The 23,259-nt window shown below is 60.4% G+C and carries 23 protein-coding genes; 6 read left to right on the top strand and 17 right to left on the bottom strand.

Annotation, left to right across the window (positions count from 1 at the left end):
- Positions 1–7 precede the first annotated feature (7 nt).
- The 7 genes from JNM85_04340 to JNM85_04310 form a co-directional block, all read right to left on the bottom strand.
- Positions 8–1,066 (bottom strand): hypothetical protein, encoded by a 1,059-nt coding sequence (locus JNM85_04340; GenBank protein ID MBL8087285.1) that lies wholly within the window; start codon positions 1,064–1,066, stop codon positions 8–10.
- Entirely contained in the window at positions 1,063–2,001 is a 939-nt protein-coding gene (locus JNM85_04335; protein MBL8087284.1) for a 1-phosphofructokinase family hexose kinase, read from the bottom strand. Before JNM85_04335 ends, JNM85_04340 begins: the two co-directional genes overlap by 4 nt.
- Entirely contained in the window at positions 1,998–2,915 is a 918-nt protein-coding gene (locus JNM85_04330) for a 6-phosphofructokinase (GenBank protein ID MBL8087283.1), read from the bottom strand. The genes JNM85_04335 and JNM85_04330 overlap by 4 nt, the downstream gene beginning before the upstream one ends.
- A 105-nt stretch (positions 2,916–3,020) precedes the next feature.
- Entirely contained in the window at positions 3,021–3,353 is a 333-nt protein-coding gene (locus JNM85_04325) for a TfoX/Sxy family protein (GenBank protein ID MBL8087282.1), read from the bottom strand.
- Between the two features lie 85 nt (positions 3,354–3,438).
- A complete protein-coding gene (locus tag JNM85_04320; GenBank protein MBL8087281.1) occupies positions 3,439–3,873 on the bottom strand; it encodes an FHA domain-containing protein in 435 nt (144 codons plus the stop codon).
- Complete coding sequence (locus JNM85_04315; GenBank protein ID MBL8087280.1) at positions 3,870–5,354, bottom strand: hypothetical protein; 1,485 nt, start codon at positions 5,352–5,354, stop codon at positions 3,870–3,872. Before JNM85_04315 ends, JNM85_04320 begins: the two co-directional genes overlap by 4 nt.
- Complete coding sequence (locus JNM85_04310; GenBank protein ID MBL8087279.1) at positions 5,348–5,974, bottom strand: thiamine diphosphokinase; 627 nt, start codon at positions 5,972–5,974, stop codon at positions 5,348–5,350. The genes JNM85_04315 and JNM85_04310 overlap by 7 nt, the downstream gene beginning before the upstream one ends.
- Positions 5,975–6,244: 270 nt before the next feature.
- Here JNM85_04310 and dnaA point away from each other — a divergent pair, with 270 nt between their 5' ends.
- Genes dnaA through JNM85_04280 form a run of 6 tightly spaced genes read left to right on the top strand, consistent with a single transcriptional unit; the run spans position 6,245 to position 10,575 of the window.
- Positions 6,245–7,621, top strand: a complete 1,377-nt coding sequence (gene dnaA / locus JNM85_04305) for a chromosomal replication initiator protein DnaA (GenBank protein ID MBL8087278.1) — start codon at positions 6,245–6,247, stop codon at positions 7,619–7,621.
- Positions 7,622–7,679: 58 nt separating this feature from the next.
- Positions 7,680–7,826 (top strand): 50S ribosomal protein L34, encoded by a 147-nt coding sequence (gene rpmH / locus JNM85_04300; GenBank protein MBL8087277.1) that lies wholly within the window; start codon positions 7,680–7,682, stop codon positions 7,824–7,826.
- Between the two features lie 26 nt (positions 7,827–7,852).
- Entirely contained in the window at positions 7,853–8,158 is a 306-nt protein-coding gene (locus JNM85_04295; protein MBL8087276.1) for a ribonuclease P protein component, read from the top strand.
- Positions 8,131–8,361, top strand: a complete 231-nt coding sequence (yidD, locus tag JNM85_04290) for a membrane protein insertion efficiency factor YidD (protein ID MBL8087275.1) — start codon at positions 8,131–8,133, stop codon at positions 8,359–8,361. The genes JNM85_04295 and yidD overlap by 28 nt, the downstream gene beginning before the upstream one ends.
- Positions 8,358–9,710, top strand: coding sequence for a membrane protein insertase YidC (locus JNM85_04285; protein MBL8087274.1), 1,353 nt, complete (start codon positions 8,358–8,360; stop codon positions 9,708–9,710). The genes yidD and JNM85_04285 overlap by 4 nt, the downstream gene beginning before the upstream one ends.
- 22 nt (positions 9,711–9,732) lie before the next feature.
- On the top strand, positions 9,733–10,575 hold the full coding sequence (locus JNM85_04280) for a KH domain-containing protein (GenBank protein ID MBL8087273.1): 843 nt from the start codon (positions 9,733–9,735) through the stop codon (positions 10,573–10,575).
- Positions 10,576–10,630: 55 nt separating this feature from the next.
- Here JNM85_04280 and JNM85_04275 read toward each other — a convergent pair whose 3' ends face one another.
- The 10 genes from JNM85_04275 to JNM85_04230 all read right to left on the bottom strand — a co-directional run bounded on the left by JNM85_04275 (position 10,631) and on the right by JNM85_04230 (position 23,224).
- Positions 10,631–12,649 carry a S9 family peptidase gene (locus JNM85_04275; protein ID MBL8087272.1) on the bottom strand — a complete coding sequence of 673 codons (2,019 nt, stop codon included), beginning with the start codon at positions 12,647–12,649 and terminating at the stop codon, positions 10,631–10,633.
- A 14-nt stretch (positions 12,650–12,663) separates the two neighbouring features.
- Positions 12,664–13,800 (bottom strand): glycosyltransferase family 4 protein, encoded by a 1,137-nt coding sequence (locus tag JNM85_04270; protein ID MBL8087271.1) that lies wholly within the window; start codon positions 13,798–13,800, stop codon positions 12,664–12,666.
- Positions 13,793–15,211: a hypothetical protein gene (locus tag JNM85_04265; GenBank protein ID MBL8087270.1), complete on the bottom strand. Its 1,419-nt coding sequence runs from the start codon at positions 15,209–15,211 to the stop codon at positions 13,793–13,795. Before JNM85_04265 ends, JNM85_04270 begins: the two co-directional genes overlap by 8 nt.
- Entirely contained in the window at positions 15,145–16,308 is a 1,164-nt protein-coding gene (locus tag JNM85_04260) for an N-acetyl sugar amidotransferase (GenBank protein MBL8087269.1), read from the bottom strand. Before JNM85_04260 ends, JNM85_04265 begins: the two co-directional genes overlap by 67 nt.
- A gap of 12 nt (positions 16,309–16,320) precedes the next feature.
- Positions 16,321–17,088 carry an imidazole glycerol phosphate synthase subunit HisF gene (hisF, locus tag JNM85_04255; protein MBL8087268.1) on the bottom strand — a complete coding sequence of 256 codons (768 nt, stop codon included), beginning with the start codon at positions 17,086–17,088 and terminating at the stop codon, positions 16,321–16,323.
- Positions 17,070–17,855, bottom strand: a complete 786-nt coding sequence (hisH, locus tag JNM85_04250) for an imidazole glycerol phosphate synthase subunit HisH (protein ID MBL8087267.1) — start codon at positions 17,853–17,855, stop codon at positions 17,070–17,072. The genes hisF and hisH overlap by 19 nt, the downstream gene beginning before the upstream one ends.
- Positions 17,856–19,154: 1,299 nt before the next feature.
- Positions 19,155–20,279, bottom strand: a complete 1,125-nt coding sequence (locus tag JNM85_04245) for a DegT/DnrJ/EryC1/StrS family aminotransferase (protein ID MBL8087266.1) — start codon at positions 20,277–20,279, stop codon at positions 19,155–19,157.
- Positions 20,280–20,287: 8 nt separating this feature from the next.
- The gene (locus tag JNM85_04240; protein MBL8087265.1) at positions 20,288–20,935 is read right to left on the bottom strand and encodes an N-acetyltransferase; all 648 of its coding nucleotides are present in this window, start codon (positions 20,933–20,935) and stop codon (positions 20,288–20,290) included.
- 4 nt (positions 20,936–20,939) lie between these two features.
- Positions 20,940–21,899: a Gfo/Idh/MocA family oxidoreductase gene (locus JNM85_04235; GenBank protein ID MBL8087264.1), complete on the bottom strand. Its 960-nt coding sequence runs from the start codon at positions 21,897–21,899 to the stop codon at positions 20,940–20,942.
- The gene (locus tag JNM85_04230; GenBank protein ID MBL8087263.1) at positions 21,896–23,224 is read right to left on the bottom strand and encodes a nucleotide sugar dehydrogenase; all 1,329 of its coding nucleotides are present in this window, start codon (positions 23,222–23,224) and stop codon (positions 21,896–21,898) included. The genes JNM85_04235 and JNM85_04230 overlap by 4 nt, the downstream gene beginning before the upstream one ends.
- Between the last annotated feature and the right edge of the window lie 35 nt (positions 23,225–23,259).

Here is a 23,259-nt window from a genome sequence, read left to right as displayed (position 1 = left end):
ACGGGGATTAGGGTTCGATTTCGAACCAGCCGGGCGCACCCAAGATTCGGTCAACTAACCCCTGCGGCAGCGATAGCCGGCTCGCCGCTCCCTCACGCGGGAAGAGTAAATCGGGGATTTGTTGTCGCCCGATTTTCTCAGGGAAGTCAGGATCGGTAATGCCAGCCTTGCCGATGGCCACCGCCGCCGCGCCCGCCTCCAGACACGCTGCGACATCTTTCGCGGTCCGAACCGAGCCAACCGCGATGAGAGGCACTCGCCCGCCGATGGCCGCAAGGCACCGTGACAAGAGGGTGGCAGATTCGGACTGCGACTCGGCCGGAAGCTGGGCGTAGTGTCGCAAAGAGATGTGGAGGAAATCGAGCCTTTCTTCGCAGAGCCGATCCAACAATCGTGTGGTGTCCTCGAGCCGGATTCCGGGCGTCTCGAGTTCTTCCGGCGAGAATCGGTAGCCAACGGGTAGGTTCGGCGCGTCCTGCTTGACCGCACGCAGGACCTCGATGGAGAACCGAGTGCGGTCGGTGCCCCATGCATCCTCACGACGGTTCGAGTGAGGTGAAACGAACTGCTGCAAGAGATAGGTGTTTGCGCCGTGAATCTCGACCGCGTCGAATCCTGAATCAACGGCCCGGCGAGCGGCTTGCCCGAATGCGCGGATGACTTCGGCGATCTCGTCGTCCGTCATCGCCTGTGGGGCCTCAGCTCCGTCGCGCGGGGCAGGGATCGCGCTGGGTGCAAGCGGGACACCGCCGCAGACTGCTCCCGGACACATCCGGCCGCCATGGTGGATCTGCAGAATCGCCTTTGATCCCCCCGCATGGATCGACTGTGCCACGGCGCGCATGCTCGGGATGCGCACAACGCTCTCGCAGCCCCATTGGCCCGGGAACGCCTTGCCGCGCGGATGTACGTAGCAAGCGGCGGTCATCACTGCACCGTAACCGGGACTGCGCCGCCGGTAGTGCGCCAGTTCGCCCTGGCTCGCGTCGCCATTCGCCTCACCCGAGTAAGTGGTCATCGGCGCGAGCACGAGGGGTCCGTCGAGCGGAAGCCGCCCGAGCTTCAATGCACGATCTCCACGCTCGCCTCATCGTACAAAAGCTCGATGACATTCATACGGGCAATCTCTGCTCCTCCGGTCGTTGCGGTCGCGGCCCCCGCGGCCAGACCCCATTGCAGGGCGTCCGCCCACGGCGCACCGGCATCCCGTTTCGTCAGGATGCCCGCGAGGAGAGAGTCGCCGCTCCCAACGGTGCTACGCGCAACGACTTGGGGCGACCGCCCGAGGAAAGTACCTTCGACGCACGCGAGCACGGCCCCTCTCGCGCCGCGACTGATGATCGCCACACTTGCCGGACCCAGTCTGCGATGGAGTTCGCGCGCAGCGCCGATCGCATCAGCGTCAGATTCGACAGGATGGCCCAACAGTCGGGCGGCCTCGTGACTGTTTGGCTTCACCATCGTCGGACCCGACTCCATGCCGAGCTTCATTGGATCGCCGTCGGCGTCAAGGAGCCACGGCTTGCCGCTGCTACTCACAATCTCACCCAGGATTCGGTATGCGTCGACGGGAACCCCAGGGGGGAGCGACCCGCCCATTGCCACCCAGGTTGCGCCTCCCAGATGGCCGCGTAGGGCAAGGAGCAGTGCCTCCCATTCGTCAGGGCTGACTTCCGGTCCCGGGGCGTTGAACGTGGTCGGCGGCTCACCCGAGTCGCTCTCGATATTGATGTTAATCCGGGTGTCGAAAGCAATGGGGGTGAAAGCGTTTGGGACACCCTCGTCGTGCAGGACGTGGTGGATGCATGCTCCATGGGGGCCCCCGACGAGGCCGAGCGCCGTGGTACGCCCTCCCATTTCGGTCGCCACTCGAGAGAGGTTGATCCCCTTGCCACCTGCGTCGGTTTCCACTTTGCGGACCCGATTGGTGTCCCCTGGTTTGAGCGTGTCGATGAACAACGTTCTGTCCACGCTCGGGTTGAGCGTGAGCGTGAGGATCACCGTGCCATGACCTCAACGAGGAAGAGTTTCTCGGCCTCAATCGTCCTTTCGCTGGAGAGTACGTAGCTGATCGGGTGGCTGACGAGTTTGCTCCCGTCCACGCCCACCATCTCGCCTTTGAATCCGCTAATGAGGCGGTTCGCGGCGAACGCACCCAACCGCAGACCAAGCACGCGGTCAAATCCAGTGGGGCTCCCGCCTCGCTGCATGTGCCCCAGCACGAGGTAGCGGGCCTCGAATCCTGTGCTCTTGGTGATGAAGTCTTTGATGTCGCTCGCCCGAGCCGCGCCTTCTGCGACGACGATGATGCTGGACCGCTTTCCGCGATCATGCATGGCTTTCAGTGAGTCGCAAATGTCCAGAATTGAGTAGGGGACCTCGGGGATGATGACCGCTTCGGCACCTGCCGCGAGCCCCACTTCGAGGGCGATGAAGCCGTTTCTCCGACCCATAACCTCGATGACAAAGACCCGCTCGTGCGAGTACGCGGTGTCGCGAACCTTGTCAATCGCTTCCATGGCCGTGTTAACGGCCGTGTCAAAACCAATCGAGAAATCGGTGCCCGCGATATCGTTGTCGATCGAACCCGGGACGCCCATCACAGGGAAGTTGAACTCATCGGCGAGGGTGCGAGCACCCGTGAGCGAACCGTCACCCCCGATGACAACGAGCCCTTCGATGTCGTGGCTCAAAAGGTTGTTGTAGGCGGTCTTGCGCCCGTCGGGAGTCATGAACGCCTTGCTACGGGCGGTGCGTAGGATGGTGCCGCCACGGTCGATGATCCCACCGACGGACTTCGAGTCCAGGTTCATGAACTCGTCTTCGATGATCCCTTGGTAGCCGTGAACGAACCCGCAGACCTCGACTCCGCGCCCAAGGCCCGCACGCACCGCGCCACGAATCGCAGCGTTCATGCCCGGGGCATCGCCACCGCTGGTAATAATTGCAATCTTGCTTAGAATGGGGACTCCTCCAGCATCATCAGCGGTACCACCCCATTGTTACCCGAAAGTCGGGGTTCAGTTCATGCGCTTCCGTTGCGCGTATTCTGCGCTCTTCTGGACCCAGTGCGTGAAGGCGTCGTAGTTGTCGAGTACGTTGCGTGGCATGCGGACGTACTCCTTCATGGGTTCCGAACTACCTTCGGTGCGCAGCAACTCGGCTCCGGGAAGTAGGAGCGCCTCTTCAAGGTCCTCGGGGCAGAGCTTCAAACCGATGTCTTCACCAGCCAAAAACGCAAACATTTTCTCACCGGTATAGATGCCCATACCGTTAAACATTCGACGCGCACGAACATCAAGATGCTCGGCCGCCTTCATCATCTGCTCGTATCGCAGTGGCCGGTAAACCATGCTATAACCCTTCAGAAAACAGTGAGAGGGGTGGCCATCGCTCCACCCGAAACTGGTCGCCCAGTTGCTTATTCTACCGTTATTCTCAATCTTCGGGTGCCGTGACTTCGGTGACGTTGAAGACAAACCGTGCGTTGCCAAATGCAATCTCAGTGCCGTCCGTCAATTCAGCTGCCTCGACCTTCTCAAAGTCGGCGCGACGAACAAACGTGCCGTTGCTCGATCCCAAATCGACAACCTTCCAAACACTTGCCTCACAGGTGATGACGGCATGCTTGCGGCTCACATAGCTCCCCTCGGGAATGGTTGCCAGGTCGACGTCGATGGGGCCAAGACTGGGGTCGAAGCGGCCAATCGTCGCCGATGCGCCGATGGGGAAAATTTCGTCAGTCGGTGCACCGTTGCGCACCAAAGTCAGCGTGGCGGCCGCGGTAGCGGCCATTACGGGCGCATCAATAGACTCATCGGTTTGCACCGTTTCTGGCGTTTCTTCAAGCTCTGTTACCGTTTCGTCGTTCATGGTTCATCTCGATTTTGGCGAATTCGGGCCCCAACCCACAGGATTGCGCTGCTGAGCACGAGCCCGGGCAGCAGTGTGCCGATACTGATTTGTTGACTAGACGCGATGGTCGCCTCCATCGGTTCAGAACCGGACAATCCCGGCAACATCCAGCGACCGTTCACATGGGCGATGGAGAGAAAAGGATTCCCGGTTCGCAGTCCGAAGATCATCCAGCCGAGCGCAAGCAGAAAACCCATGGTCGTCGCGACCACGACCGCCCGTTCCATGGACCGTAGGTCGGATCGCCCTCGGTATGCCATTAGCGTAGGAATCAGCATCGCCCCGACGATCGAGCCCGCCCACGAATACCAAAGGTTTACGACCGACTGAACACTCAGTGCGAGGCCCCATGCGAGGCAAGCAGCGATCACTGTTCCCGCCTGGACCCATCGCTTGATCTGCGAATCGTCGACCAGCTTCAAAGCGCGGGCGATGCATTCCCGCCCGAACGAGCCGCCCGCGACGAGCAGATACCCCGCATAGGCGCTCACGACCGTGCCGAGAATCCCGCAGAAGAACAGTCCTCGCACTCCGTGCGGGACCAGTGCACTCGCCGCGGGATAGATGTGCATCGGATCGGGGGGAGTCTGGCCGAGCCGAGAGAGCGCATAGAGTGCGGCGCCGATACTGAGGAGATCGAAAAGCATCCAGCACCCGACCGAAACCAGGACCCCTGTTCGAGCGGTTCCAGGGTCGCGAGCGCTGGCGGCTCGTTGGTGGAACCCAGGGTCCACCAACGTCCACGCGCCCAGGATGAAAAAGCTCAGCACAAACGGCCAACCGGTGCCGCCATCCCAGGTGCGTGAGGACTCCGGAAGCCGCGACCATGCGACGAGTGGCGACTCTTGGAGCATGTTAGAGCCGACAAGCGCCGCGAATCCGATGTACATCATCAGGAACGCTGGGACCGCGATCCGGACGTCGGCCAACAGGCCTCCGCGCATGAGCAGCGCCAATCCCAGGACGGCGGAGACGGTCACGCATACGAGGAGGCTCCAGCCGAAGATGACTTGGATGAGCACCCCAAGCATGAGCACATGGGCAGCGGGCACGCTCAGCAGAAACATCAGCACGCCGCCAAGCACTCCTGCTCGCGGACCATACACTGCTGCGAATCGCTCGGGGATCGAAATCTGGTCCGCGGCGCGCACTCGCTTGCTCAAGAAGACCGCGTAGATGAATCCGAAGACGTAGTACGGCACGCCCATGAGCACAAGGGTTCCGTAACCGTAGTAGCTGACACTCTCGCCGACTCCCAAGATGCCGCCGTACCAAGTGCTGACTAGCGTGGCGACGAAGGCGGGGAGGCTCAGCCCACGCCCCGCCGAGAGGTAGCCGAGAACGGTACCGTCCTTCGCCCGAGTCAGCATCCCGATCCCCAACAGCAGCGCAACGAACCCACCGAGGACAATCCAATCGAGCGCTGCAAAATTCACCATGCTGCGGGTGATTCCACCGGCTCGCTGAGTATCAGCCAGGCGTGCCCTCGCGTGAGGCTAACGGAGATCGGTGGTTCGATCGCCACGTTTGACAGGCTCAAAGATGCGCCGAGCCGTAGGTCGACTCGCCGCAGTGGCCACTGCACTCCGGAGAACTCCTCGACCGTGCACTCGGGATAGGGGATAAGTGACACCGTCTGGCCCTTCCGGGCCGCGATCTGACGCACGTCGCCATGGCGAATGAGGATGGCCTGACCGGTGCGCAAGATCACGCGCACGCCAAGATTGGAATGCACCGCAGAGCTCAAGGAGGCGAGGACATGATCAAACCGGTCGCCCTCAAGGCCGATGAGCGTGATGTCCGTATGGCCGAGTGCTTCGACGTGGCGTAGCAACTTGTCGCAATCGGAATGGCTTTGATCGGGGATGACGATCCGCTCCACGTTCGACTCGATTGTCATGGAGTCCATGTCGCCAATGATGATATGTGGGGGGCGCTCCAACTGGGAGAACATGTCAGCGGCACCGTCGGCAGCGATCACCCAATCGGCCAGTTCTGCCCACTCTTTGACCCTGGAGGGCTGGACATCTCGACCAGCAAGTACCCCCAAAACGCGCATTCCCACCCCAACATATTATCCGGGTTCCGAACAAATAGTGATGGATGATCTGTTTGAACTTACTGATGCAGAGAAAAGCCGTGAAACAGCACGAATATCGTCGAAAAAGCAAGAAATATTTTTCTGCATGGGCGTGGGTATGCGAAAAAGTATGAGAACATGGCCCAGTGACCGTAAACAGCGGTGGAGAAGTCTCCACAAACTGTCCACCCTGTGTATAATCCTCTCTCCAGGCCGGTGGAAATGCCAGCCTCAGAGGGTAGTGAAGGGATGGGAAAACAGTACACATTGGACGAGCACGAAGAGAGCATTCGCCTGCGCAACGCATGGGAGCACACTCTCAAAGTACTCGCCAATGAGGTGCCCAAAGCGCACCTGAATAAGTTTGTTCGCCCACTTATCCCCATCTCTTTCAACAATGGTGTGATCGAGATGCACGCAGCCGGCGCGTTCGTCGCCGAGTGGGTTCGCAGCAAGTACCTGGGCCGACTGCAAGAGGTTCTTGGCGACTCACTGGGAGAGGAAGTGACCATTGAGTTCCACACCGTGGCCCGCGATCGAAGTGAGTCGTCGGTCGCGCCGGCCGCAGTGGCGACTTCCACCATTCGGGCCGACGAGCCGAGCTTCCGACCGAATCCGAAGTACCGATTCGAGAATTTGGTCGTGGGCCAGTGCAATCGCATGGCGGTCGCTGGAGCCCGAGCGGTAGCCAGTGAGCCGGGCGCACGCATGAATCCGCTCTTTATCTACGGATCTAGCGGGCTGGGAAAGACCCACCTCATGCACGCAATTGCGCACGACATTCTCCAGCGCGATCCTCGCGCCAAGGTGTCGTATGTGCCCGCCCAGTTCTTTGCCGAAGAGTACGTGCAGGCGGTGCAGTCCAACCGGATCGATCAGTTCCGCCGCAGCCAGCGCAGTGTGAACGTTTGGCTTGTGGACGATATCCAGTCGATCATTGGCCGCGAGCGCACTCAGGAAGAGGTTTTCCACACGTTCAACTATCTGCACCAACTGGGTCGCCAGATCGTGTTGTGTGCGGACCGCGCTCCCCGTCAGCTCTTCAGCTTAGATGAGCGTCTGCGGAGCCGATTCGAGTCGGGGTTGCTGGTCGATGTCCAGTCGCCGGATACCGAGACTCGCGCGGCGATCCTGCTTAGCAAGGCCGCTGAGGAAAGTCTCAACCTGTCTCCCGAGGTGGCGCTGTACCTGGCGGGCAATGTGAACGGAAACGTTCGCGTGCTCGAAGGGGCGCTCACGCGCATCGCGGTCATGGCAAGCCTTGAGCGCACCGAGATCACCGCTGAGCTCGCGAAGGCCGTCGTCGAGCAGTACTACCAATCGATGTCCCACGCCAAGCCGGGCTTCCGCCAGGTGATGGAGATGGTCGGGAAGTACTACAAAATTTCGGTGGCTGAGATCGAGAGCCCTTCACGCAAAGCGCCCGTCGTGCATGCCCGACACGTCGCCGTGTATCTCATGCGAGAGATTTCCGGCGATAGCTGGAAGCACATCGGGAACCAGTGCGGTGACCGCGACCACACCTCGATGATGCATGCGCACCAGAAGATCAGCGAAATGATCGAGCGCGATCGGCAATTTGCGGGAACCATCACTGCGTTGATGCAGGACCTAGCCCCGAACTAGACCCGAGCCCAGGGGATGGGGTATCTTTAGAGGGTTAATTTAAGGACCGGTACCGAAGATGAAGCGCACTTACCAACCGAACAATCGCCACAAGCACAAGACGCACGGATTTCTTGTCCGAATGCGCACGCAAGATGGCCAGAACACGCTCAAGCGACGCCGCACGAAAGGCCGCCATCGACTTGCGGCGCGGACCACTCGATAAAGGGACCCCGCAAAGCACAATTTGACATGGTTTTCCGGGAGGGCAAGCGCGAAAGATCTCCCTCTTTCCGACTCATGTCTTTGCCTGGAAGTGGCCTCGTTGGGATCGCAACGAGCAAATCAATCGGATGCCATGCCCGGAGAAATCGCATCAAGCGCCGCGCTCGTGAAGTGGCCCGTGCTTGCAACCTGCACCGATACACGCAATTTGACTGGGTCGTGTCGGTGGGTGGCGATTCGCTCCGAGTGCCCTTGAAGACGCTTTGCAGTGAAATCTCCGCGATGTCAGAAAAGCTCACGTCACGATGGGAAGGCGACTCGGCGAATGGTTGATTCGGCTGTATCAGCGGTCAACGCGTTGGATGCCAGCGACGTGCCGCTACACACCGAGTTGTTCCGAGTACACGCGCCAAGCCATCGTCGAATACGGGCTCTTGCTGGGATCATGGATCGGACTGAAGCGTATCTTAAGATGCCATCCCTTCCATCCCGGCGGACACGACCCGATTCCACCACGTAAACAGATTCAAAAATGAAACCCGCTGCGCCCACCAAACAATCCTTCATCCAAACCTTGCTGATCTTCAGCGTGGTGTTCCTCGGGATGCAACTCATGTGCAATCCTGGCAACCGAGGCGCGGGCGTCGCGGGTCTGACCAGTCAAGAATTGCTCGCAAAGATGCGCACCGCAAGCACTGAACTGCGGGCGAATGACGTGCAGAGCCTCTCGAGCACGTACCAGTCGCAGGTTGACGCCGAACTCAAAGCGGGCAAAATCAAGCCCGCCGATGCGGAACTCGCCCGCGTCACTGGCGCGGTCATCGTGGCGGACACCTACCTTCGAAGGGCGCAGGCAAACAACAACCAAAACGATTCCATGCAGGCGTTCAACACGCTCACCGGCTGGGAGCGCAAGCACAAGAAGAACGCAGCCTGGAGCACCCAGTTTGCGCTCGCGCCCAAGAAAGACCAGCCACAGGTCATGGGCAGCGGAGCCACGGTTTACGAGGCAATCAAAGTCGACCTTGATGCTCGGTACCGCAAGGACAAGGTCTGGGGCTTGGTCCAGGGCTACGGGTTTATCGATGGTCTCGTCGCTCTTACGGGCCGCGTATCCGGCTTCAGCTACGCGTTTGCGGCATTCATCCTTGCCGTGATCGTTCGCGCCATCGTCTGGCCGCTCGCGCAGCGGCAGTTGATCTTCGGACGCAGGATGACCCAGCTTCAGCCGCTCATGAAGGAGCTGGAGGAGACCTTCAAGAAGAAGGACCCTTCGGGCGCTTTCAAGAACACTCCGGAGTACCAGCAGAAGGTGATGGGGCTGTACAAGGAGTACGGCATCAACCCGCTCGCCGGGTGTCTTCCCGCGCTTCTGCAGATGCCGCTGTTCTTGTTCGTGTACCAGTGCATGATGCACTACCGATTCTCGTTCGAGAACGGCACCTTTTTGTGGGTCAACGCAGGGATGCACGACGCGACGAACGGCTTCATTGCCCGCAGTCTTGGCGAGACTGACAGCATCCTGATCGTGCTGTACGGCATCTCGATGATTGCCACCACCTTGCTCGCCCCCGTCAGCGACCCCAACAACGCCCAGCAGCAGCGCCGCATCGGCCTCGTTCTGGCCGTGGTTTGGACGGTCATGATGTTCTTCTTCCCGCTACCGAGCGCTTTCGTTCTGTACTGGATCTTTACGAACGTCCTCTCGTCCGCCCAGTCGCTCATCGCCTACCGCATCCCTCTGCCGCCGCTGCAAAAGTTGAACGCGCCGGGCGGCGGTGTCTTCCCCACACCGACCCATGACGGAAACGGTGTGACGACGAATGGTCTGTTTGGTAAGACCGGTGGGCCAAAGGCCCAAAAGCCAAAGGGCAAGAAAGCCTAGTACGATTTCCCGAGGAGAAACTATGCAATCGATTGAACTGACCGTGAAGAGTGTTGAAGAGGCGAAGAAGACGGCTGCCGAGAAGCTGGGAGTCAGCGCCGACCAGATCGTGGTGACCGTGCTCGAAGAGACCAAGGGTCTTTTTGGCAAGGCCTCGCTGAAGGTTCGCGCCGAAGCCGGTTCGGACGAGCCGAAAGCCGAGAAGAAGCCGCGCGGTCGTGCGCCCAAGGCCGAGAAGGCCGCTGAGCCCGCCGCCGAAGTCGAGGTAGAAGCACCCGCACCTAAGGCAAAGCCCGCCCCCAGGGCCGCAAAGCCCGCAGCAAAGGCCGCTAAGCCTGCGAAGGCCGAGAAGCCCCAGGCCGTTGAGTCGGATGCCGATGGTGACGACACTGAAGTCGAAGTTGTGGCGACCGAAGCCGACGGTGAGGCGCTTTGCGACCTCATCAACCAGATTCTCGAGCTTTCTGGCCTCGAAGCAAGCGTACAGCCGCTTAGCCTGAACGGTCGCTACGTGAACATCGAGATCGATGGCAAGGACGTGGCCTACCTCGTTGGCAAGCACGGCGAGGTCCTGAACAATCTCCAGTATCTCGTCAACGTCATCGCTGGCAAGCAACTGGGCAACGGCGTCCGCGCCACCCTCGACGGCAACAACTACCGCGCCCGACGCGAAGAGGCATTGGCCAATCTTGCCGCGACCATCGCCGAGCAGGTTCTGGAGCGCAAAGAAGAGGCCGTCCTCGACGCGCTTCCCGCCTTCGAGCGACGCCTCGTCCACCGAGCGTTGGTGGAGATGGAAGGGATCACGACCTACAGCGAAGGCGAAGAGCCGAACCGCCGCGTCGTCATCGCACCGGCTGAATAAGCCAAACAAGCGACCGCAGAATGGCTCGCAGACCGGTGGTCTGCGAGCCATTCTGCTATTTCTTTGCCTTCAGGTGTCGTTCCCACCACCGCACGATTTCGTTCAGGCGGTGCATCCGCAAGTCGGCGGGGCCGCTGCGCGAGAGCCCGTGGCTTGTATTCGAAGGATAGCGGACGAAGCGCGCTTCCACGTTCTGCAGTCGCAGGGCCGCGAAGACTTGTTCGCCTTGCTCGACGTTGCATCGCAAGTCGCCCTCGCTGTGGATGATCAGCATCGGCGTCTTGACGCCTTCGAAGTAGGCAATCGGGGACTGTTGCCACAGACCGCGAATCCGTTCGTGCGAGCCGTAGCTGCAGCCACCAAAGTATTCGTCGCCATTGAACGGGAAGTCGCTATTCCCGGACATCGAGACGATGTTGCTCACGCATCGGTCGGTGATCGCCGCCTTGAAGTCGTGGGTGTGTCCGACAGCCCAGTTCGTCATGTAACCGCCGTAGCTGCCGCCCATGACACCCATCTGGCCCGAATGCACTTGCGGCATGTACTGCATCGCGCGGGTAACGGTTTGGATGTCGGCCCAGTCGCGATCTCCCCAGTTCCCCTTGATAGCCTCGCAGAATGCTTGGCCGTAACCCTTGCTTCCGCGTGGGTTTGAGTACACCACCGTGTAGCCTTGTGCGGCCAGCACCTGGAACTCATGGAAGAACGCCCAGCCGTACTGAGTGTGGGGCCCGCCATGAATCTGCAGGATCGCTGGACCCTTCTTGGAAGCCTTGCGGGTGGGCGGGTGCATGACCCAAGCGTGGACCTTGACGCCATCCTCGCCATCGAGCCATATCTCGGTAGGCTCGACGATGTGAGTGGAGTCCAGATACTCCTTGTTCACCGCGGTGAGGGTCTGATAATCCCCCTTCTCGGTTCCAATCACGACGATGTCGGAGATTGTCGTCGCGGTTGATCGCGTCGCGGCGAAGCTCTTGCCGTCGGTGCTGAGGCTACTGAGCCCGAGGCAGTGCTGGCCCTTGGTAACGAGCTTCACGCCGCCCTTCGCGACGTCGACTCGGCCTAGTTGGGTCTCTCCATGCCAACCCACACAGACGTAGATCGACTTCGAGTCCGGTGACCACTTCACCAGCCCGTCGCTGACGGCATCGCGCGTGTCGCTGAGGGTCATTACGCTCAGACAGTAGTCGTCGCTCTCGGTCAGGCAACGGGGGGCACCACCTTCCGCCGAGACCAGGTACAGCCTGCGGTTGCTGGTTCCCCAGTCGGTCTCGTCATTCGGGCTGGAAAGATACGCAATGTGCTCGCCGTCGGGTGACCAGGCCAGCGTGCCTTTCGACGACGCGGGTATGCCTGGGAGTTGGTACCAGTCGCCTTCAAGGTTCACCAAGAAGAGTTGATCGTTCGTCCTCTGCGCCAGGAAGTTCGGATCAACTGGGTGCGACACCACCAGCCTCGCGCTATCGGGAGCCCAATCGAACTCCATGTGACCCGAGGGAGATCGGTCGTAGAGCTTTGTGGTTTGGCCCGTCGCGACGTCGACGATGTACAGCGCGTGACGTTGACCGCCAAAGTAGCCGTCCCCATCCAGCCGGTACCAAAGGTCGTCAATCTCCCAGGGCGGAGTGCTGGCTCCGCTCTCTTCGCGTGCCTTGCGTGCCTTCTCGGTGCGGTCCGGGTGTGTGGGCCGGAAGAGGAATGCGATCGACTGACCATCCGGAGACCACTTGAATCCCGCAAGCGATCCCTCTTCGAGCTGGGTAAGCGGTCGCGCCTCTCCACCGTCGGTGGGAAGAAGGAAAATTTGGGGTGCGGGCTTCTCTCGGCCCGAGATGAAGGCGATGGAGCTACCATCGGGAGACCATCTGCCGTGTCCCGCGCCGCCTTCGCCGTGAGTCCACGCGCGCTGATTGCCTTTGAGGTCGACCGTCCAGAGGTTGGTGACACCTTTGAATTTCTCAGAGGTGTGCTTGAGGGTGAACAAAATGGAGGACCCGTCGGGCGAAAACTGTGGATCGCTGACGAGTTTGTACTTGAGGATGTCGCTGATGGCGACCGGGTTCTTAGGCATGGTTTGAACCAAACTTACCCGTTGCGAGTGAGAATTCGGTTGTATATATCAAGCAACCTTGGTCGAACCAAGTTCCAATCGTAGTGGGACTGCGCCAAGGCGCGGCTGCGGTCGCCCATCGCGCGGGCCTCGTCTGGGTGCTCGATAAGGTGCTGGATCTGGTCGGCGATCGACTCATGTTGCCTTGGGTCGCAGAAGAGCGCGACGTCGTGGCCGTCCAGCAAGTGGTGGTGGGGAGGAAGGTCGCTGACGACCAGTGGCAAGCCCAAGGCCAGGTACTCAAATAGTTTCACCGGCCACGCTGCGTTGTTATTGCCCGCCGAAGGCAGGTGCGGTACCACGCCGATGCTGGCGGCATTGGCCATCGCTTGACCCTCAGCGGGGTGGTACGGCCCTTGGAGCGTGACGACTTCTTCCAGGCCCAAGTCGCATACCCGAGCGCGCATGAGTTCGGCCGTCGCCTGGTCGGCTTTGCCCGCGATCAGCAGCCGTGCCTCGACGCCGCGATCGCGCAGAATCCCGAACGCGTCAATGAGCTGGAGGATGCCCCGGTTCAAATCCAGGGTGCCGTTGAAAATGCAGTCGCGTCCACTTCGCTCGACCTTTGGCAAACTGAGCGGTCCGCGTAGGTCCGCGTAGTTCGGCAGGATCACCAGATCCGGGCGTAGCTTTTGGTATGGCTCGGCGACCTGATCGGTCACCACGATGAGCCCCGCGCATTTCCGGAGGAGCATCTGTTCGCGTAGTCGCCAGAGGGTGCTCGCCACCGGGCGCAGCGGCTTCGGCACCCAATCTCGGTCACGGAGGACCTCGAAAAACAGTTCGTGTACGTCGTAGATCACCGGGGTCTTGCCAGCGCGTGCGAGCGTTGCCCCCAGGAGCTCCGGTTCATGTAAGTGAATGACGTCGGGGTTCAACGCCATCGCCATGTTTGCGACCATGTCACGTCGCTTGATGCGGGCCATCGAACTGTCGATGTGCGGGATCGGATGGATGGTGACGCCGTGGTGATCGTACGCTTGCGCGGCAGGATCGGTCGCGATCAGGTGCACCTCGTAGCCAGCCTCTCGAAGAGGAACCGCTGTACGTTGGAAGACTCGGGCGTCGGTGGATGGGTGGGCCGAGCAGAGCTGGACGACGCGCTTAGGCACCGGCGGCCTCCGCGGTGAGCGCGGGTGGGGACGCAGTGCGGGTCGCTTTGCAGCCCGACAGTAGCCACAGCAATCCGAGGGTGACCACAACGCCCGAGCTCAGCAGCGTGGTTTCCACCGCTTGCTCGCCCCAGACAATGGCAAAGAACGCTCCCGACACGGCGGCCAGCTCAAAGCTTGATTCGTTTGCGAGCCCGTCGACCAACTTCAGCAGAATGGCGCAAAGGAGGCTGCACAGCAGGAGGCCGGGGTAGCCGAAATTGCCGAACGCCGACGCCCACGCGTTCGCATTGTAGTTCTCGTCCACTCCAAAGCCATAGTCGCGACCGATGATCCGGGACTTCGGGAGGACGTCGGGTCGTCCGATCAAACGGGCGAAAATCGAATCGCGCATCATCATCGGCTCGCGCTCAAACGCTTGCCAATAGAAAGTCGTTGAGACCCCCTTAGAGATGATCAGTCGGCGAGAAAACGACTCGGAAAGAATCGGGTTGCCCTTGTTGACCCACAGGAACATGCTGATCCACACGAGGGCGGTCGCACCCAGAATCAGCGTTGGGGCGAAGGAGCGCCGGCCGGTTCGCACGAGCCAGAAGAGCAGCAGCACGATGATCGGAGTGAACAGCGATGACTTGGTGCCGCTGAAAGAGAAGATCGCCATCAGGCCAACCACTCCCGTGGCGACGAGTAACCATCGTTTCCGGATCAGGCCGTACGTGATCGAAAGAGGGGCAAACGACCCAGCAAGCCAGGCCAAGGCGTAGCCCGCTAGCGACCCGCTCGTCGCCGTCTCGCGGGCCTCCAGCCGCCGAGTGTAGGTGTCTTCCAGCGAGAGTTCGAGTCGAAAACCGTTGAGGGCCGCCACCGCCAGCGCGAGCCCGCCGGTCGCGATGAGGAGCACCCAAAACATGCTGCGGTGCGAAAACGGAATCGGACGGATCCGAATCGGTCGCAGGTTCAGCAGGAGCAAGGCGTACATCATGAACGCGCCCATCATGCTCAGTACGAGGATCGTCACTCGCTCGGGTGGGTACTTCGAGACGTGGTACGGAAAGAACGTCATCGGCACGATCAAGGTCACGTACGTGATCCAGATGGCGAGATGACTCGGCGCTCTGAGTTGGAGCGGGAGCCAGCAGGCTGGAAGCGCCGACAACGCGTAACCGAGTAGCAGGTACTCGAAGGGAGGTGGCCGTAACACGAGCCCCTGGTAGGCAAAGAGGACGGTCTCGGCGCTCGCATACGAGCGGTTGAGTATCACGGCGTAAACAAGAACCAGAACGATCAGGGCGGCCCGGAAACTGAGCAGGCGCTCAATGTTTGCGCGAAGTCGAGCCAGGCGTGCTACGCCGCGCCCCCGGGGCTCGCCTTGGACAAGGCCGCTTTCAGCGTTCGTGGAAGACGGTAGCACGCCCGCAGCACGCGCAGCAGCAATGTGTTTTCGTACGCCGGATAGTCGGCGATGGTCCGCGGCGCGCGCGCCATCAACTCTTCAAACTCTGCTTCAGTAAGGCCGAGTTTCTTGATAACGTACTGCTTGTCCTGTCGCAAAAGGCCTTCTTCGCAGATCGGCTCTTCCATCGCCTTGAGTGCGCCCTCGCGGGTGATGGTCCCCGACATGACGAGGGTGCTCAGGTGGGCGCGGCGCTTATCGTAACCGAACTTGCGCGGCAGGATGTAAGACTGGAAGAAGCGTGTATAGATCGACTCGTAGTGCTTCCCACCGTAGTAGACCCAACCAAGTTCATCCTCAATGACCTTCATGGCGCGGGCCTTGTCGTAGTCGATGGAGTCCAGGATGTTGACCCAGCGGAGACCGTAGACGGTCCGGGAGAAGATGAACTGTAGCAAAGTGAAGCGTGGGAAGGAGCGCAAGGGAACGGTGCCGAAACGGGCGTGAACCGACTTGATATACTTCCAATCGCGGATGCCGTTGGACCAGCTGGACGGCATGATCGCTTCGCTGCTCACGTTCGAGCCCATGATCACGTACTTGATGCCGTGTTGCCGCGCCCGCTGCATGAGCACCGCGGTGATCGCATGATCGGTAGGGATTTCAGAGTCCGGCGTGCTCGCCTTCAGGAAGGCCAACTGCAAGTCTTTGAACTCTTCCCAATCCAAGACTTCGGTGTCGAGGGGGATTTCTAGGGTGTCGAGCGTCTTCTTGATGTTGCTGACCGCGAGCTCGGAGTTCCAGCCGTTGTCCATGTGCACGGCCAGGGGTCGGAGCCCCAGCTTCTTCACCTGGTAGGCCACGTAGGTGCTGTCCACGCCTCCGCTCACGCCGATCAGACAGTCAAACTCGTGCTTCTTACCGGAGTTGCGAATCGCGCCCACGAGGGCCTGAAGCCGCGTCTCGCGTGTCTCTTCGTCCCACACCATGGTTTGCTTTTGATGCTCGTAGCCTCGGCAGTGGTTGCAAATCCCGGCGCTGTTAAACTCAATCAATGGATCGGACGTATCCATGATGCAGCGCGTGCAGATTTGGTAGGGGCGAACCGGGTGCATGAATCTTCTATTTTAGCGCGTTTGGAGTACCGACTCAAGCTCTGACTGGGTCGGAAAGTTGATCAAGACTGCTTTGAACTTCCCTTGATAGACGAACAAGCTGCCTGCCGCGACAGCAGAAGCTCCGCCAGCATCGACCGCGGACCTAAAATCTTCAATGCTCCCTGCGCCTCCACATGCGACGACGGGAACGGTCACTGCGCTGGAGATGCTCTTGATCAGCGCGGTATCGTAACCCTTCATGAGGCCATCGCGATGGATGGCGTTGACGATGATCTCGCCAACCCCCGAGTCCTCAAGCCGCTTGGCGACCTCGACGGGGTCCTGTTTGGTATTGACGGTGCCCCCGTGGGTCCACACTTCGGCCTTGCCAAGCATGTTGCGGTTGACGTCGATGCAGCCCACGACGCTCTGCGCTCCCAGGTCTGCGCTGCATTGACGCACGAGTTCCAAGTCGCGGATCGCAGCGGAACAGAGGATAACCTTCTCGACCCCGAGCTGGACGATGCGCTTCGCTTGCGCCAGGGTGGTGATGCCTCCGCCGTATGCGACGGGCATAAACGCCTCACTGACGATCTCGCGAATGAGCTCCTCGACCGGCGCTTTGCCCTCTCGAGTGGCCAGGATATCGAGCAGGACGAGCTCATCGACCTCCTTATCGTTGAAGATGCGCACCGCGTTGCGCGGATCGCCCAAGTACCGGGCGTCCTTGAACTTCACCGTCTTCATCAGGCGCGTGCCGCACAGCAACAGGCACGGGATTACGCGGGTGCCAACCATGGGACCTCCAGTTCGGCAAAGTTTTTCAGCAGCCGCAAACCGAACTTGTGGCTCTTCTCGGGGTGGAACTGCGTCCCCATCACGTTCTCATGTCCGATTACCGCGTCGAACTCAAAGCCGTACCGAGCACGGGCGATGACCGCTTCCTCGCGCGCGCACTGAACACGGTAAGAGTGCACAAAGTAGAAACGGGGGTCATCGTGCATCTCTTCGAACAGCGGGTGGTGGCGCACAGGAATCGTTCGGTTCCAACCCATGTGCGGAAGTCGCAGCTGCTCGCCTTCGAACTGAAACTTGATCGTTCGTCCCGCGATCCAACCGAATCCAGGCGTTGGGACACCTTCCTCGCTCCCCTCGGTCAGGAGCTGCATCCCCAGGCAGATGCCGAGCACGGGCTTGCGGACTTCACGTGCTGCATAGTTGAGCGGTTCGATCAAACCGTAGTTCGCGAGATTCTCCATCGCGCGATCGAATGCGCCAACCCCCGGCAGAATGATCTTCGATGCGCTGGCGATCACGTCCGGATCGCGCGTGATATCGGACTCGTGGCCAAGACGCCAGAGCATGTTCTTGATCGAGCCAAGATTGCCCATCCCATAATCCACGATGGCGATCATGATCGGTTTGAGGATACCGCCGCTAAGCGGTTTGCGCACCTCGGCCGCAAGCGCATCGGTACGACATGACGAGATAGACCGCGTACATTGAAGCGTAGACCCAGCCGTACGTCTCCATGGTGTACACGGGATCGTGAGTTCGCACGCCATTGGTAAGCGTGATGGCCACGAACAGCAGCAGGACGAGTTGCCACACGAGATCCCAGCGTTGCTTCTCCGCTACGATCAAGGTTCGGCTCAATGGACTGGCGATGAAGGCGAGCAAATAGTACGGCGTTAGGGCTTGGATGAACGGCACCGCCTGCACCCACCTTTGACCGAAGATCAGAGGGACGATGTAGGGCGCGGTGAGGTAGAGCAACGCAAACAGCGGAATCGACACGGCGAGCAGACGCTTGGCGGTATTGGTCCAAAGGGCACGACACTCGCCATGCTCGACAAACGCGATACTCGCTCGCTGTTTGAAGACGTCGGCGAAAGCGGCCGCCACGACTGCCAACGGAGCCGCGAAGATCATCTGTGTGAAGCCGAACCGGCCCAGCACCTTGTCGCCAAAAGCTGCGTTCAAGAAGAACGTGGGGAGGCTCAGCGAGACTGCGTTCACCAAATCCGCGGGGACCGAAAACTTGGGGAAGTCGCTATACCGCTTCATCATGTGGCGCATGCGGTCGAAGCGGATCTCACGGAACCGATGGGCGTCCTCGCGTCGCGCCTGCCGAAAGAACAGATAAGTGGCGATCCCCTGTCCCAACACTTCCCCGAGGATGAGCCCGCCGCCAACGACCTTCTGAAATCCAAGCGCGGCCTTACCAAACAGGGTCAGCGTCGAGCGCGTGACCTTGTTACGGGCGAGCCGAGCGTACTGCTGCTTGCGGTTGAACCAGTAGTTGAACGACTGATAGGCCGCGTTGGTGATCAGCATCATCGGAACCAGGTACAGCCAGGGGCCGATGGCGGGCGACTCCAGCAGGGCCACAATCTGGCCATGAAAGAGCACGATCCCCAGTAGCAAAATGAGACTCGCGACCGTACTGAGTAGCGCGCTGACCGCAAAGATGTTGACCGCATCTTCGTCTTCCTCAGGGAGCATAATCGCCAACTCGTAGCGGCCCGAGACGAGGACACCCAGAGGGCTGACGATACGCGTGAAAAGGTTGAGCAGACCGAACTGCGTCTCGGAATAGAGCCGAGCCAAGATCGGCATGAAGAGCACCGGCAGGACCTGGGCGATCCCCGTCCCCGTCATCAGAGTGAGGACGTTCTTGGCGAACTCGGATCGAGGGCCGACCTTGGCCATTCTAACCGCACCCAAGGCTAACTTGACCTTGCGCTGTTCCGGTGCGGTGAACCTCATAATAGTAGCTTGGACGCAAAGTCAGGGCAAAGTAAACAGAAACTAGTCAAAAGAATTCAATGGCTGCGCACGGCAGCCATTGAATTCGAGCTGCGTCAGCCCAGAAGCGGCCGTCGAATCGAATCGACGACTCGCTGCTGGGTCGCTTCTTCGATGGTCGGCCAGATCGGCAGACTGAGCACTTCGGTGCTGTACTGATCGGAAACGGGAAGTGGTCCCACCGGCAGATCCTTGTACACCGGGAGCTTGTGCAGTGCCACCGGGTAGTAAACGAACGATCCGATGCCGTCATCCGCCAATCGCTGCTGGACCGCGTCGCGTCGGCCACCCTCGATCCGGATCGTGTACTGGTGGAAGACGTGGTTGGTGTACTCCTCGACCGTCGGGGCGAGGACGCCATCGATGCCTGCGAGCGCGGCACTATATCGCTCTGCGGCTCGGCGTCGCAACGCATTCCACTCGTCGATGTAGCGGAACTTGACGCGGAGGATCGCCGCTTGGATCTCATCGAGTCGCGAGTTGACGCCTACGACCTCGTTGTAATACTTCTTGCGAGCGCCGTGGACGCGTAGCATGCGCACGGTGTCGGCCACCGCCGCATCGTTGGTGATGAACATGCCGCCATCGCCGAATGCGCCAAGGTTCTTGCTCGGGAAGAAGCTGAATGCGCCACCATCGCCGATCGCGCCGGTCTTCTTGCCTTTGTACTCGCTGCCAAAGCTCTGCGCGCAGTCTTCGAGCACCTTGAGGTTGTGCTTCTTGGCGATCTCCATCAGCGGGTCCATATCGACCGAGTGGCCGTACAAGTGGACCGGCAAGATCGCCTTGGTCTTGGGCGTGATCAGCGCCTCGATCTTGCTGACGTCGATGTTGTACGTGCGTGGGTCGATGTCTGCGAACACCGGAGTCGCGTGGAAGTGGCTGATCGCTTCACCAGTGGCAAAAAACGTGAACGGAGTGGTGATCACCTCGTCGCCCGGCTTCAGCCCCAAGGCATGGATTCCGAGGATCAGCGCATCGGTTCCTGAGTTCAGGGCGACCGCGTGATCGACTCCCATGTAATCGGCGACTTCTTGCTCGAACGCCTTGACATTCGGGCCCATGATGAACTGGGTGTTGTCGATGACGGAGGTAATCGCCTCCATCAGCTCGTCGCGGATGAGGGCGATTTCAGGCTTGAGGTCGAGAACGGGGATTTTGGTAACTGCTTCGGTGCTCATAGTGGTGGTTAGGGCGTTTGCTTCGGAAAGCGGCGGACGATCGAGTCGTCTTCGTAGAGTCGGTACTCGTCACCGGTCGAATCCGTGGCCGACTGGTACTTCCGTCCTTCGGCATCGGTGAGTGTTGCGCCGGTGAATTCAATTCGGTCACCGTACGCGCTCATATAACCGAGCGGCCGGGCCGGGGCCCCTGCGACGATGGTGAAGGGCGGGACGTCACGGGTTACGACCGCTCCCGCGGCGACAAACGCGCCTTCATGGAGGGTTACCCCGCAGACGATGGTGGCGTTCGCACCGATGCTGGAGCCGCGCTTGACCAAGGTGGTGGCGTAGTCCGCACTCGTGTTGCGTGGGAACTCGCACCGGGGCGTCCGGACGTTGGTGAAGACCATCGACGGTCCACAGAACACAAAGTCCTCGAGGATCACGCCTTCATAGAGCGAGACATTGTTCTGTACCTTGCACCGATTCCCGATGACGACGTTGTTTGCCACGAGCACGTTCTGACCGAACACGCAGTTCTCACCAATCACGGCTTTGGCGCAGACGTGGCTGAAGTGCCAGATTTTGGTTCCGGCCCCAATCTGGGCACCGTCATCGACGATGGCCGTCTCGTGGGCGAAGTAGGGGGTTTGTTCAGGTGCGAGAGTCGCCATAGTTTTATCCTTGGGTCACGACCGAGCGCGGTGCGGTGGGGGAAGCTTGCTCTAAGATTCTGACGACCTGGGCCGCGCTGTCTCCATCGCTATTGGGTCGAGTGCCGTTCTGGCAGCAATCGAGGAAATGTTCTAGTTCAAGCTTGAGGGGTTCGCCTGCCCCCCGGAAGACCTCTTCCTGTCCTTCGTCCACATTCTGGAGGTTCGCGTCGATCCGCTTGCGGCTGAGCACGGCCGCTTGCTCGAGTTCGTTGTAAGTGAGCATCCCTTCGGTGCCGATGACGATCGTCTGGCGTCGCAGTTCCGGCCAGAGCCACGAGCAGTGGAGGTGTGATTGCACCCCGCTGTCGAACCGCACGTGGAGGTAGAAGTCGTCTTCGATGCCGTCGGTCAGCGTCGCGAGCCCGGAGCCCGTGACCGATGTTGGAACCGAATCGGCGAGGAACATCGCCACCGCGACGTCGTGGACTCCCAAGCTCCAGAGCACATTTTCGACGGCGCGGGCGCGACCGAGATTGAGCCGCTCTTGGTGGATCGAGACGAGGTCTCCGATAAGCCCTTCCGATATAGCGCGTCGCAGGTACTGAACGGCCGGTTGGTAGAGCAACAGATGGCCGACCATGAGCACCCGGTCATGCTCCTTCGCCAGGGCGCACAGTCGGTCCGCGTCGGTGCTGTTCAGAGTCAGCGGCTTCTCCACAAAAGCGTGTAGCCCCGCTTCGATGCACTGAGCGGCGACGGCGGCGTGAGTTTCTGCAGGAGTCGCGATCGTGACCGCATCGAATTGCCGATTGGCCAGCGCCTCGGCGACGTCCCGGTACGTTGGGATTTCTGGATAAGTCGCGTTCATGGCCGCGCGGGTCGCTTCTGACCCGTCCAGAATCCCGCCGAGAACTTCGAGACCGTGTAGCGTGCGCACGATGTTTTGGCCCCACTTGCCTGCGCCGATCGCGAGGAGCTTCACAGTCGCACCACCTTGGGGTCGGCGATGTTCTTGCAGGAGTTGCGCGTATCGAAAACGAGCTTCGACTGGGCAACGATGTTGGCGTAGTCTACGTTCGCGTGCTGGGTCGTGACGATGACGAGGTCGGCGTCGGCGACGAGGCTGTCGGTGTAAGGCGTGGTCTTGATCGCCAGTCGGTCGTGCGTTTCGAACTCCTCAACCCACGAGTCCACGACGGTCACCTGTGCGCCACGTCCGACGAGCAACTGGTACACGTCAATGGCGGGCGACTCGCGCCAGTCGTCCAGATCGGCCTTGTAAGCGATCCCCATCATCACAATCTTCGAACCGCGCATCGGTTTGCCGGCATCGTTCAGGACGCGTGCGGCTTTGTCCACGGTGAATTCCGGCATGGAGCGGTTCATGCGGCCCGCGAGGGCGATGAATTCGGTACTGAAGTTGTATTCCTTCGCCTTCCATTCCAGGTAGTGCGGGTCGATGGGGATGCAGTGTCCGCCGACTCCGGGGCCAGGATAGAACGGCATGATGCCAAAGTCCTTGGTGTAGGCCGCGTCGAGCACTTCCCACACGTTCACATCCATCCGATCACACAGCTTGGTGAGCTCGTTCACCATCGCGATGTTCACCGCGCGGAAGGTGTTCTCGTACACTTTGCACAGTTCGGCGGCCTTGGCGCATGAGACGGGCACGACGTGCTTGATCGTCGCTGAATAGAACGCGACTGCGACTTCCAGGCTCTCTGGGCCGACACCGCCGACGACCTTGTGGGTGTTTTTGGTCGTGTACCGCTTGTTGCCGGGATCGACCCTCTCGGGTGAGTGGGCGAGGAAGAAATCTTGATTCACGCGCAGACCGCTTGCTTGCTCCAGAATCGGGAGCATCACTTCTTCGGTCGTGCCCGGGTACGTGGTCGATTCCAGGCTCACGAGCTGACCGGGGCGCAGCTTAGCGGCGACTTCCATCGTGACCGATCGCACGTACTGAAGGTCCGGCGCCAGGTTCTTGTCAAGCGGCGTCGGGACGCAGATCACGATCACGTCGCACTCAGGCAATCGGTCGTAGCAGGTAGTGGCGGTGATGAACCCTTCGCTCACGAGTTGCTTCAGCTCGGCGTTGTCGACGTCGCCGATGTAGTTGTCGCCCGCGTTGACGCGGCCCGCGCGGATCGGATTGTGCTCGATCCCGAGGACCTTGAACCCGACCTTCGCCTTCTCGACTGCGAACGGAAGCCCGACGTAGCCGAGACCGACGACGGCAACGACCGCCTCCTTAGTCTGGATGCGATGCAGCAGCGGTGACGACGAAGTGGTAGAGGGAGTGCTCATAGCGGGGTATTCGGGTTGCAGATCGCAACCCTTCG

The organism is Chthonomonas sp., from assembly GCA_016788115.1.
In the GTDB taxonomy this organism is placed as follows: Bacteria; Armatimonadota; Fimbriimonadia; order Fimbriimonadales; family Fimbriimonadaceae; genus UBA2391.
The sequence above is the reverse complement of the archived record's forward strand: the minus strand, read 5'-3'. Positions and strand labels throughout refer to the sequence as shown.